Annotated in this window: 7 protein-coding genes and 2 riboswitches; of the genes, 2 read left to right on the top strand and 5 right to left on the bottom strand. The window is 67.7% G+C overall.

From position 1 onward, the window contains the following. Positions 1 to 1,276: L-serine ammonia-lyase (locus ACXJKJ_RS29325; RefSeq protein WP_457394697.1), on the bottom strand; the 1,276-nt coding region annotated here is incomplete at its 3' end. A 72-nt stretch (positions 1,277 to 1,348) separates the two neighbouring features. Between ACXJKJ_RS29325 and ACXJKJ_RS29320 the strand changes: the two genes are divergently transcribed. Then, entirely contained in the window at positions 1,349 to 3,202 is a 1,854-nt protein-coding gene (locus ACXJKJ_RS29320; protein ID WP_457394694.1) for a sensor domain-containing diguanylate cyclase, read from the top strand. Positions 3,203 to 3,260: 58 nt separating this feature from the next. Here the strand turns inward: ACXJKJ_RS29320 and gcvP are convergent, their stop codons facing one another. Genes gcvP through gcvT form a run of 3 tightly spaced genes read right to left on the bottom strand, consistent with a single transcriptional unit; the run spans position 3,261 to position 7,677 of the window. Further along, positions 3,261 to 6,149: an aminomethyl-transferring glycine dehydrogenase gene (gene gcvP, locus ACXJKJ_RS29315; RefSeq protein WP_457394691.1), complete on the bottom strand. Its 2,889-nt coding sequence runs from the start codon at positions 6,147 to 6,149 to the stop codon at positions 3,261 to 3,263. 21 nt (positions 6,150 to 6,170) lie between these two features. Beyond that, positions 6,171 to 6,545, bottom strand: a complete 375-nt coding sequence (gene gcvH, locus ACXJKJ_RS29310; RefSeq protein WP_056197006.1) for a glycine cleavage system protein GcvH — start codon at positions 6,543 to 6,545, stop codon at positions 6,171 to 6,173. A gap of 19 nt (positions 6,546 to 6,564) precedes the next feature. Continuing rightward, complete coding sequence (gene gcvT / locus ACXJKJ_RS29305) at positions 6,565 to 7,677, bottom strand: glycine cleavage system aminomethyltransferase GcvT (RefSeq protein ID WP_457394688.1); 1,113 nt, start codon at positions 7,675 to 7,677, stop codon at positions 6,565 to 6,567. Between the two features lie 27 nt (positions 7,678 to 7,704). Next, a riboswitch (glycine riboswitch) is annotated at positions 7,705 to 7,819 on the bottom strand. A gap of 32 nt (positions 7,820 to 7,851) precedes the next feature. Then, positions 7,852 to 7,949: riboswitch (glycine riboswitch) on the bottom strand. Between the two features lie 77 nt (positions 7,950 to 8,026). Between gcvT and ACXJKJ_RS29300 the strand changes: the two genes are divergently transcribed. Next, positions 8,027 to 8,872 carry a PEP-CTERM sorting domain-containing protein gene (locus ACXJKJ_RS29300; RefSeq protein WP_457394686.1) on the top strand — a complete coding sequence of 282 codons (846 nt, stop codon included), beginning with the start codon at positions 8,027 to 8,029 and terminating at the stop codon, positions 8,870 to 8,872. A gap of 57 nt (positions 8,873 to 8,929) precedes the next feature. Here ACXJKJ_RS29300 and ACXJKJ_RS29295 read toward each other — a convergent pair. Then, on the bottom strand, positions 8,930 to 11,924 hold a 2,995-nt coding region (locus ACXJKJ_RS29295), incomplete at its 5' end, for an amidohydrolase family protein (RefSeq protein WP_457394683.1).

The following is an 11,924-nucleotide window of genomic DNA, read 5'->3' as shown; positions in this document are numbered from 1 at the left end:
AGTGGGTACCGTCGCCGCGCAGCGCCATGCGCGCCGCGTTGATGGCCTTGACCGACGCGATCGCGTTGCGCTCAATGCAGGGAATCTGCACCAGGCCGCCGACCGGATCGCAGGTCAGGCCCAAGTGGTGCTCCATGCCGATCTCGGCGGCGTTCTCGACCTGCTCGGGCGTGCCGCCCATCACCTGGCAGAGGGCCCCTGCAGCCATCGARCAGGCCACGCCSACYTCGCCCTGGCAGCCGACCTCGGCRCCGCTGATGGAKGCGTTTTCCTTGTAGAGGATGCCGATGGCTGCGGCGGTCAGCAGGAAGTCGACGACGCCGCGTTCATTGGCATGGTGCACGAAGCGCGTGTAGTAGTGCAGCACCGCGGGCACGATGCCGGCGGCGCCGTTGGTAGGCGCCGTGACGACGCGGCCACCGGCTGCGTTCTCTTCGTTGACCGCCAGCGCGTAGAGGTTGACCCAGTCCATCACCTGCAGTGGGTCGCGCAGCGCGGCCTCGGGGTTGGCTGTCAGGTCGCGGTGCAGCTGGGCCGCGCGGCGCTTGACCTTGAAGCCGCCGGGCAGGATGCCCTCGGTCTTGCAGCCGCGCGTGACGCAGGCCTGCATGACGCCCCAGATCTTCATCAGGCCGGCGTCGATCTCGGCCTCGGTGCGCCAATGGCATTCGTTGCGGCGCATCAGCTCGGCGATGGAGATGCCGTGGCGCTTGGTCAGCTCCAGCAGCTCGTCGCCGGACTTGAAGGGGTAGGGCAGCACGGTGGTGTCTGGCGCGATGACCTTCTGCTTGCTGCCGTCGGCCGCCACCTCGTCGCTGACGACAAAACCGCCGCCGACGGAGTAGTAGACGCGGTTGGCGATTTCGTTGCCATCCGCGTCGAAGGCGATGCAGCGCATGCCGTTGGCGTGGAAGGGCAGCGTCTCGCGGCGCTTGAAGACCAGGTCCTTGGCTTCGTCGAAGGCGACCTGGTGCTGGCCGAGCAGGTTCAAGTCGCCTGCGCGGATGGTGTCCATCAAGGCCGGGATGGCCTCGATGTCCACTGTGTCAGGCTCATGCCCGGCCAGGCCCAGCAGCACCGCCTTGTCGCTGCCGTGGCCCTTGCCGGTGGCGCCCAGGCTGCCGTACAGGATGACCTGCACGCGCGCCACCTGGTCGAGCAGGCCGTCGTGTTGCAGCCGCAGGCCGAAAAGCCGCGCCGCGCGCATCGGCCCGACCGTGTGCGAGCTGCTCGGGCCGATGCCGATCTTGAAGAGGTCGAAGACGGAGACTGCCATGGGAGGCCTTTCGGGCAATGAGTGGAAGCCTTTCAGCGAAGCGGGTGCGGGCGCTGCCTACACTCCCGCCCCATGCTGAAGAGGTGTTTGGGTGGGCGCCAGCAAGCCTGGCGGTGGTGGGTGGCGGGGATGTTGTGGCTGCTGTCGGGCGTCGCCTGGGCGGGTGGTGTCGACCTGCAGGCCCTGCCGGCCGATGGGCTGGCGCTGGGGCCGCACTGGGAGCTGTTGCAGGACCCGGACCGCAAGCTGGATCTGGCGGCCGCAGCCCGTGGCGACTGGCAGCCCAGCACGGCCGGCGGCGAGGCCGTGTCGTTCGGCTACACCGGGGCCGCGGTCTGGCTGCGCCTGCCGCTGCGCAACGGCGGCAGCCAGCCGGTGCAGGCCATGCTGGACATCAGCTATCCGCTGCTGCAATACCTCGACGTGATCCTGCTCGCGCCGGACGGCACCGCCATCAGGCATGAGCTCGGCTACCAGCGCCCCTTTGCCCAGCGGCGCTGGCCGGGCGGCAACTTCGCCGTGGCGGTCACGCTGGCCCCGGGCGAGACCCGGACGCTGGTGCTGCGGGTGGCGTCCGCGAATTCGCTGATCGTGCCGGCCCGACTGTGGCGCGCCGATGTCTTTCCGCACTTCGACCAGCGCCGGCTGGCCGTGCAGATGCTGTACTTCGGGCTGGCGCTGGCCGTGGGCCTCTACAACCTGGTGATCTTCCTGCTGCTGCGCGACGCGTCGTTCGGTTGGTACGTGCTGTTCGCCGGCAGCATCGCGGCGTCGCTGGCTTGCTTCACCGGCATCGGCACCAACTTCCTTTGGCCGGATGCCCCCTTCTGGCAGCAGCGCGGCGTCAACGTGCCCGGCTCGGTGGCGGCTATCGCGCTGATGATGTTCTCGCGCCGCATGCTGCGCACGCCACAGACCATGCCGCGGCTGGACCTCGGGCTGCGTGCGCTGATCGCGCTGAATGTGCTGCTCATCCCGTTGCTGATGGGCTGGTTCGCGCAGACGGCGCCGTTCTGGGCCGTCTGCAGCGCCACGACGGCCGCGCTGCTGCTGGCCTGCGGCATCACCGGCACGTTGCAGCGCCAGCGCAGTGCCTACTTCTTCGTCGTGGCCTTCAGCGTGCTGCTGGTGGCCGTGCTGCTGGGCCATATGCGCAACCTGGGCGTGCTGCCCAGCAACCTGATCACCAGCGCCGGCACCCAGGCCGGCTCGGCGGTCGACCTGCTGCTGCTGTCGCTGGCACTGGCCGACCGCTACGCGCGCATGCGTGCCGACAAGGAGCAGGCCCAGGCGCGCGCGCTGCAGGCCGAGCAGGCCCGCGTGCAGGCATTGACCGACAGCGAACGCGTGCTGGAGGCGCGCGTGCTGGAGCGCACCGCGGCGCTGGAGGCCGCCAACCGGCAGCTCGAGCTGATGAGCCAGACCGACGGCCTGACCGGGCTGGCCAACCGCCGGCATTTCGATGCGGTGCTGGCTGCTGAATGGGCGCGCGCCCAGCGGGCCGGCCAGCCGCTCGGCCTGGGGCTGCTCGACGCCGACCTGTTCAAGGCCTACAACGACAGCATGGGTCATGTCGCCGGCGACGACTGCCTGCGCCAGATTGCGGCGGTGCTGACCGACACCATCGGCCGCCGCAGCGGCGAGCTGGTAGCCCGCTATGGCGGCGAGGAGTTCGCCTTCATCGTGCCCGGTGCCGGCGCCATGCAGATGCAGGCGCTGGGCGAGCGCATCGTCGCCGCGTTGCGAGCGCGGGCGCTGCCGCACCCGGCCAGCCCCACCGGCCACGTCACAGCCAGCATCGGGCTGGCAGCCGAAGTGCCCGGCGCCGAGCGCCACCCGGAGCTGTTGGTACAGACCGCCGATGAAGCCTTGTATGCCGCCAAGGCGGCCGGGCGTGATCGGGTGCAGGTGGCGCACGAGGGCTAGAACCGGTACCGGGATGTCGTCTGTTTTCCGATACCAGCGAACCCGCATGGCCTGAGCCTCAGGCCTCTTCGTACTCGCTGAGCGGCACGCAGCTGCAGAACAGATTGCGGTCGCCCCAGACGTTGTCCACACGGCCCACCGGCGACCAGTATTTCTGGCGGCGCAGCGAGGGCAGGGGGAAGGCGGCGGCTTCGCGGCTGTAGCCGTGGGTCCAGTCGGTGGCGCTGACGACCATCGAGGTGTGCGGCGCGTTSWYCAGCGGGTTGTCCTCGCGGCTGACCTTGCCGGACTCGACGTCGGCGATCTCCTGGCGGATCTGGATCATCGCGTCGATGAAACGGTCCAGCTCGGCGCGGGACTCGCTCTCGGTCGGCTCGACCATCAGCGTGCCGGCCACGGGGAAGCTCAGCGTCGGCGCATGGAAGCCGWAGTCGATGAGGCGCTTGGCCACGTCCTCWGCGCYGAYGCCGGAGSTSTCCTTCAGCGGACGCAGGTCCAGGATGCACTCGTGGGCCACGCCGCCGCCCTTGACGCCGTCGATGTTGCCGCTGAAGTGGATGTCGTAGTGGTCCGACAGGCGGGCCGCCACGTAGTTGGCGGACAGGATGGCCACCTCGGTGGCCTTCTTCAGGCCCTCGGCACCCATCATGCGGATGTACATCCACGAGATCGGCAGCACGGCCGCGTTGCCCAGCGGTGCGGCGGAGACGGCGCCGATGTTGGTGGCCTTGCCCAGGCCCGCCGTGCGGTGCGCGGGCAGGAAGGGCACGAGGTCTTCGACGACGCAGACCGGGYCGACGCCCGGGCCGCCACCGCCGTGCGGGATGCAGAAGGTCTTGTGCAGGTTCAGGTGGSWSACGTCRCCGCCGAACTCGCCGGGTGCCGCCACGCCRACCAGCGCATTCATGTTGGCGCCGTCCACATAAACGCGGCCGCCGTGGGYCTTCACCATCGCGCAGATTTCCTTCACGTGCGTGTCGAACACGCCATACGTGGAGGGGTAGGTGATCATGATGGCGGCCAGCTTGGCGGCGTGCAGTTCGCACTTGGCCTTCAGGTCGACCAGGTCGATATTGCCTTCCTTGTCGCACTTGGTGACGACGACCTGCATGCCCACCATCTGGGCCGACGCCGGGTTGGTGCCGTGTGCGGATTCGGGGATCAGGCAGACGTTGCGCTGGTGGTCGCCACGCGACTCATGCCAGGCCTTGATGGCCAAGAGGCCGGCGTACTCGCCCTGCGAGCCGGCATTGGGCTGCAGGCTGATGCCGGCATAGCCGGTGCACTCGGTCAGCCAGTTCTGCAGCAGCTGGTCCAGCTCGGTGTAGCCGGCCAGCTGGTCCTGCGGCGCGAAGGGGTGCACGCCCGCGAACTCCGGCCAGGTGATGGGGATCATCTCGGCCGTGGCGTTGAGCTTCATCGTGCAGGAGCCCAGCGGGATCATGCTGCGGTCCAGCGCCAGGTCCTTGTCCGACAGGCTGCGGATGTAGCGCAGCATCTCGGTTTCACTGTGGTGGGTGTTGAAGACCGGGTGGGTCAGGTAGGCGCTCGTGCGGCGCAGCTGCGCCGGGATCAGGCTGTCGATGCCGGCGGCGAACTCGGCGACGGTCGGCACGGCCGCACCGGCGGGTGCAAACCAGCTCCAGACCGCCTCGATGTCGGCGCGCGTCGTCGTCTCGTCCAGCGCGATGCTGACGTGCTTGTCGCTGATCTTGCGCAGGTTGGCTTGCGCGGCCACGGCCTTGGCCATGATCGGGGCGGGATCGCACTCGACCAGCAGCGTGTCGAACACATGCGGCGTGACGACCTTGGCGCCCATGCGCGTCAGGCCGGCGTGCAGGATGGCCGTGTAGCTGGCCACGCGTTCGGCGATGCGCTTGAGGCCTTGCGGGCCGTGATAGACCGCGTACATGCTGGCCACGACGGCCGGCAGCACTTGCGCCGTGCAGATGTTGGAGGTGGCCTTCTCGCGGCGGATGTGTTGCTCGCGGGTCTGCAGCGCCAGGCGCATGGCCGGGTGGCCTTGCGCGTCCTTGCTGACGCCGACCAAGCGACCCGGCATGGAGCGCTTGAATTCGTCCTTGCAAGCCAGGAAGGCGGCGTGCGGGCCGCCGGCGCCCATGGGCATGCCGAAGCGCTGGCTGTTGCCGGCAACGATGTCGGCGCCGAACTCGCCAGGCGAGACCAGCAACGTCAGCGCGAGCAAATCGGTGCAGACGATGAAGGCGGCGCTCTTGGCGTGGGCCTGGTCGGCAAATACCTTCAGGTCATGGATGAGGCCGGTGGTGCTGGGGTATTGGCAGACGACGGCGAAGTAGTCGTTCTCGGCCATCAGCGCGGGCGCCATGCCGACCTTCACGTCGATACCCAACGGCGCGCAACGCGTCTGGATGACTTCGATGGTCTGCGGGTGCACGTCACCAGCAACGATCAGCGTGTTGCTCTTGCTCTTCACGCCGCGCTTGGCCAGCGTGACGGCTTCTGCGGCCGAGGTGGCCTCGTCCAGCATGGAGCCGTTGGCGATGTCCATGCCGGTGAGGTCGGTCACCATCGTCTGGAAGTTCAGGATGGCTTCCATGCGGCCCTGCGAGATCTCGGCCTGGTAGGGCGTGTAGGCCGTGTACCAGGCGGGGTTCTCGAGGATGTTGCGCAGGATGACGCCCGGCGTGTGGGTGCCGTAGTAGCCCTGGCCGATGAAGCTCTTGTAGACCTTGTTCTTGCCGGCGATGAGCTTCAGCTCGGCCAGCGCGCCGGCCTCGGTGATGGGCGCGGGCAGCTTCATGCCCTGGGCGCGGCGGATGGATTTCGGCACGACCGCGTCGATCAGCGCGGTCCGGCTGGCCACGCCGACGGCGGCGCACATCAGGGATTCATCGACGGCATCCGGCCCGATGTGGCGGGCGTGGAATTCGGAGGCGTCTTCGAGTTGAGAAAGCGGCGTCGGCATGGCGGGTCTTGCTTCGAGGATTTACAGGGTCTTCAACAGGGCGTCGTAGGCGGTCGAGTCCATCAGGGCATCGAGCTGGCTGGGGTTGCTCAGCTTGACCTTGAAGAACCAGCCGGCCTTGAGCGGGTCGGTGTTGGCCAGGGCCGGGTCGTCGCGCAGGGCTTCGTTCACTTCGACGACTTCGCCGTCCACGGGCATGTAGACATCGGCCGCGGCCTTGACGGATTCGACGACGCCGGCGACTTCCTTTTCGGCATAGGTCTTGCCGACTTCGGGCAGGTCCACGAAGACCACGTCGCCCAGCGCGTCCTGCGCGTGCACGGTGATGCCGACCGTCGCCGTGCCGTCGCCGTGGACGTCAAGCCATTCGTGATCGGGGGTGTACTTGATGCTCATCGTTCAGGCTCCGAGAGGTTTAGCCGCGGTAGTAGCGGTTGGGGGTGAAGGGGGTGGCGGAAACAACCATCGGCGTGCGCTTGTCGCGCACGATGGCGAAGACWTCGGTGCCGGCTGCGGTATGCGCCTTGTCGAGGTAGGCCAAGGCCACCGGTTGGTTGACCGTGGGGCCGAGTGTGCCGCTGGTGACGACGCCGATTTCGGTGCCGTCGGCCGCCACGATCTTGGCGCCCTCACGCACAGGCATGCGCTCCTTGCCAATAAGGCCGACGCGCTTGCGAGCCGCGCCGTTGGCCAGTTGCTCATCGATGACGGACGCGCCCGGGTAGCCACCGGCACGCGCGCCGCCGGCGCGGCGCACCTTCTGGATGGCCCAGGTGATGGCCGCTTCGACCGGCGTGGTCGTCTCGTTGATGTCGTGGCCGTAGAGGCACAGGCCGGCTTCCAGGCGCAACGAGTCGCGCGCGCCCAGGCCGATGGGCTTGACCTCGGGTTGCGCCAGCAGCTTGCGGGCGAAGGCGATCGCGTGATCCTGGTGGACCGAGATTTCGAAGCCATCCTCGCCGGTGTAGCCCGAGCGGGTCAGGAAGAAGTCAATGCCGTCGACATAGAAGAAGCCGCCGGTCATGAAGGTCAGCTTTTCGACACCGGGAATCAGGCGGCTGAGCGCGTCGACGGCCAGCGGGCCTTGCAGCGCCAGCAGCGCGCGCTCGGGCACGGGGATGACTTCGCAGCGCGAGCCGATGTGCTTTTGCATGTGGGCAATGTCCTGCTCCTTGCAACCGGCGTTCACGACGACGAACAGGTCGTCGGGCCGCTTGCAGACCATCAGGTCGTCCAGCAGGCCGCCCTGGTCGTTCGTGAACAGGGCGTAGCGCTGCTTGAAGACGCCGAGGTCGACGATATCGACCGGCACCAGGGTCTCGAGCGCAGCGGCGGCATCCGAGCCGACCAGGCGCACCTGGCCCATGTGCGACACATCGAACAGGCCGGCGGCCGCTCGCGTGTGCTTGTGCTCGGCCATCACGCCGGCGGGGTATTGCACCGGCATGTCGTAGCCGGCGAAGGGCACCATCTTGGCGCCGAGTTCGACGTGAAGGGCGTGCAGGGGCGTTTGCAGCAAAGAGGACATCAAGTGCTCCGACGAAATTCGGGTTTGGATGTCCTCGCTGTCCGGGGTACCTGAGAGATTGACAAGGCGGTGTGCAGTCCCGCGCAAGCTTGCCCCTTCGGTGAGCCGGCTCGAGGGCCGGCTTCTCTCCAGTGAGGAACGTCGGGAGTGTCTGCCACTGGTGGCGCCCACTCAAGACGTTTGTCAGTCCTTTTGCCTGAGCGTTCGGATCGCTAGACCCTGCGCCTTCGGCGGCCCCCAACTTCAGCGGGGCGCTCTCCTGACGAGTGAGGATTCTATTCACATCTAGGGGGCTGTCCGCGCAAGCAGCTAGGGGCAGACTCGCGGCCATCATTTATGAGGAGCCGCCATGTTGCCCATCCGCGCCGCGCTTGCCCTAGCGATTGCCTCCTTGGCGGCCCCCGCCGGAGCCGTCACCAGTGTCACGGTGCAGCTGGGTGTGAACCCGAATTTCTTCGGCGGCACCGGCCCGGTGAATACCTTGCTGACCCAGCCCAGCACCGCTGAATTGAGCAGCGGCCTCGTGACCGGCGGCTTCAATTCCAGCGGCGCCGCCCATGCCTTCGCACAGGCCGGCACCCTGAAGATGGACGGCACCTCGACGGGCAGCCTGAACAGCCTGGCCCGGGCGACCTTCCGCGACGATTTCAAGCTGGATCTGGCCGGGGTTGCCGCGGGCACCCAGGTGGTCGTGCAATTCGATCTGCTGCTGAGTGGCAGCTTCAGTGTCGGCGCGTCCAATGAGGCTGCGGCGAATTGGCAGGTGCGCGCCGACGTGGGTGGTGGCGCCTTCGACTTGGGCGCCGGAGGGCATCTGTACAACAACTCCCCGACGCTGGCCATCCACGGCTATGTGGGTGACCCTGTCGGCACTTTGCACGGCACGGCCACCATCAACACCGGCCAGATGCTGCCCCTGTATGTGGAGCTGGAAGCGTCGGCCCAGACCGCATACAACGGTCAGGGCGGCGCCTTGGCCACGGCCGCCTTCGACCTGGGGCACACGCTGCGCTGGGGCGGCATGACGGTCTCGCTCAACGGCGTGCCGCAAAGCCAGGTGACGCTGACCTCAGGCTCGGGCTTCAACTACCTGCAGGCAGCGCCGGTGCCCGAACCGGGCACCGGCCTCCTCATCGGGCTGGGCGCCGCCTTCCTGCTCTGGCGGCGCCGCGTGAGCTCGGCCCTCGGCTCTTAGGCCGAGGGCTCTTCGTCCGGCGTCGGACAGGCCGCAGGGCCTGTCCTCGGTCCGGACTCAGTCACCCAGATGGCCCGACTCCAGGGCCTCGCTGTCGATGGGCATGGTCTGGCCGTCGGCGCCTTCGAAGAACAGCGGCTTGCGCGCCTTGGCCACCGGGGCGACCTGGTTCATCGTCATCGCGTCGAACAGGCGGCCGTTCTGCATCACCTGGGCGATGCGGTCGCTCTGGCGGATGTCGGCCAGCGGGTTGCCGTTGATGACGACCAGGTCGGCCAGCTTGCCGGGTTCGATGGAGCCCAGGTCCTTGTCGAAGCCGAAGTTGCGTGCCGGGTTGATGGTCGCAGTGCGCAGGGCTTCATGCGGGGTCATGCCGCCSAKSACGAACATCCACATCTCCCAGTGCGTGCCCAGCCCCTCGCGCTGGCCGTGGGCGCCGATGGACGTGTTGACGCCAGCGCGTGACAGCGCGGTCGCGGTGCGGGCCACGCGGATGATGTTGAAGTCTTCCTCGGGCGCGGTCTCGCGGCGAATCGAGCGCGGCTCGAGCACGGTGCGCGGCACGTAGCGGCTCAGCAACGGGTGCTTCCAGACGTCGGTGCGGGCGTACCAATAGTGCTCGCCGTCCAGGCCGCCGTAGCCGACGTTCAGCGTCGGCGTGTAGCCCACTGCCGTCTGGCTCCACAGCTGCTTGACGTCGTCCCAGACCTCGGCGACGGGCAGCGCATGCTCCACCGTCGTGTGGCCGTCGACGATCATGCTCATGTTCAGCTGAAATAGCGAGCCGCCTTCGGGCACCACCATCATGCCGGTCTGGCGTGCGGCTTCCAGCACCTGCTGACGCTGGTCACGGCGCGGCTGCTGGTAGCTCTTGACGCTGATGGCGCCTTCGGCCTTCTGGCGGTTCAGGTGGGTCAGCGCGTCGTCCAGGCTGTTGACGTTGGAATAGAAGGGCGTGCGGGCACCGTAGAGGATGGTGCCGGTCGAGTAGATGCGCGGGCCCAGCACGAGGCCGGCGCGCTGCATCTCGGCCTGCGTGAAGATGGCCGAGCTCAGGTTGGACGGGTCGTGCAGCGTCGTCACGCCGAAGGCCAGCGAGGCGAGGTTGACCCAGCTCTGCTGCGGGATCAGGCCCGAGTCGTTCATGGAACCATGCCAGTGCGCGTCGATGAAGCCGGGCACGATGGTCTTGCCGCTGGCGTCGATGCGCTTGGCGTCCGCGGGAATCGCGACGTCCTTGCCGACCGCCACGATGCGGTTGCCGTCGACCAGGACCGTGCCGCCCTCAATGACTTCATCACCCTTCATCGTCACGATGCGGGCGCCGGTCAGTGCGACCTTGCCCGTGGGCTTGTCGCTGGCCTGCTCGAAGCCGATCTTCTGGCTGGTTGCCTTGTCCTTCCCTTCGGCGTTCGCGGTGAAGAGCTCATCTCCCAGCGTGAAATGCAGCTTCTTGCTGTCGCCGCTCCAGTGCAGCGCCGAGCCGGCGTTCACGTCGAGCTGGCGCACCGGCAGCGCGTCCATCTTGGCGCCGACGGTGATGGTCTTGCCGGACTGGCCCTGCACGTTCGGCAGCGGCGTTACGTAGGCGTGGTATCGCTCCACGAAGCCCAGCCACTGGCCGTCGGGTGACACGCTGTACTCGGCCGCCGCGTCGCTGCGCGCCACCTCGGTCTCGCTATGGTCGCGCAGGTTCAGTCGGGTCAGCGAGAAGCGCTGCTCGACCTCACTGGTGCTGCTCGTCTTCGTGAAGAAGAGCTCGTCGCTCTTCGCACCGAACTGCGCGCCGCTGCCCTCCTTGGCTATCCGCTCGGGCTTGCCCGAGCCATCGGCCGCGGCGAGGTAGAGGCCGGTGTCCAGACTGTGCCAGGGGCTGGTCAGGCCGCCGCCCTTGACCTTGCGGTAGACCACCTGCCTGCCGTCCGGCGACAGGCGCGGCTCCAGGTATTTGCCCGGCTCTTTGACGAGCACGGTCTCCTTGCCGGAGGCGATGTCCAGGCGACGAATCGTGCCCTGGGTGTCGTCGCGCCAGGTCGCAAACACCAGGCTCTTGCCGTCGCGCGCCCAACTGGGCGCAAACTCAAACGACTCGTCCTGCTTGGTCAGCCGGCGCGGTGTGCCGTCAGGCAGATCCTTGACGTAGAGCGAGCCCAGGGCCGAGTAGACGACGCGCTTGCCGTCTGGTGACACCTGGGCGCCGCGCAACTGGTGCACCGCGAATTTGGCGGGCGCGACGTCCTGCGCAAAGCGCATCGGCTCGCGCAGCTCGCGCGTGTCCTTCACGTGGAAGGGAATGTCGGCAGCCGTGCCCTTGAAGGGGTCGACGCGCCAGATCTTGCCCTCGGCCCAGACGACGATCTCCTTGCTGCCCGGCATCCACGCAAAGCTGGGGTAGACGCCCCACATCGCCCAGATCTCCTGCAGGTCGCGCGACAGGCCGCTCCACGCAGGGCGCTCGACACCGGTGCTCAGGTCCTTCAGAAATAGCGTGCTCTGGTTGCGCACGCGGCGCACGAAGGCCAGGTATTTGCCGTCCGGAGAGGGCGTGGGCCGCACCGCGCCACCAGGGCCTTGAACGAAGGCCTCGACCGAGCCGTCGCTCAGGTCCTGGCGGTAGACCTTGTAGATCTCGCCATTGCTGTCCTTGTTGTATTCGAAGGTCTTTCCGGGTGTCGTGTCCTGCGAGTAATACAGGTATTTGCCGTCCGGCGACATGGCCGGCTCGCCGAGGTCCTTCTGCCAGTTGGGCTTCTCGTTGAGCTGCACGCCCTTGTTCTTGGCCGCGTCGCCGTCGACATGGAAGAGCCAGATCTCGCCCGAGCCCGCACTGCGCGTGCCGGTGTAGTGCTTGCGTGCCAGCAGGTATTTGCCGCTGGGGTGCCAGACCGGGTTGTTCAGCAGGCGGAAGTCTTCCTTGGTGACGGCGCGGGCGCCGCTGCCGTCCACGTTCATGACCCAGATGTTGTCGCCGCCGCCGGCGTCGCTGAGGAAGGCGATCTGCTTGCCGTCCGGCGAGAAGCGGGCCTGGTGTTCCCAGGCGATGGAGTGGGTC

The organism is Roseateles sp. P5_E1 (assembly GCF_054049335.1).
This window is presented reverse-complemented; position numbering and strand designations above follow the sequence as displayed.

What these genes read in the sequence shown, in the direction of transcription:
- ACXJKJ_RS29320 (WP_457394694.1), top strand. Translation starts at nt 1,349, where the DNA reads ATGCTGAAGAGGTGTTTGGGTGGGCGCCAGCAAGCCTGGCGGTGGTGG.
- gcvH (WP_056197006.1), bottom strand. Translation starts at nt 6,545, where the DNA reads ATGAGCATCAAGTACACCCCCGATCACGAATGGCTTGACGTCCACGGC.
- ACXJKJ_RS29300 (WP_457394686.1), top strand. Translation starts at nt 8,027, where the DNA reads ATGTTGCCCATCCGCGCCGCGCTTGCCCTAGCGATTGCCTCCTTGGCG.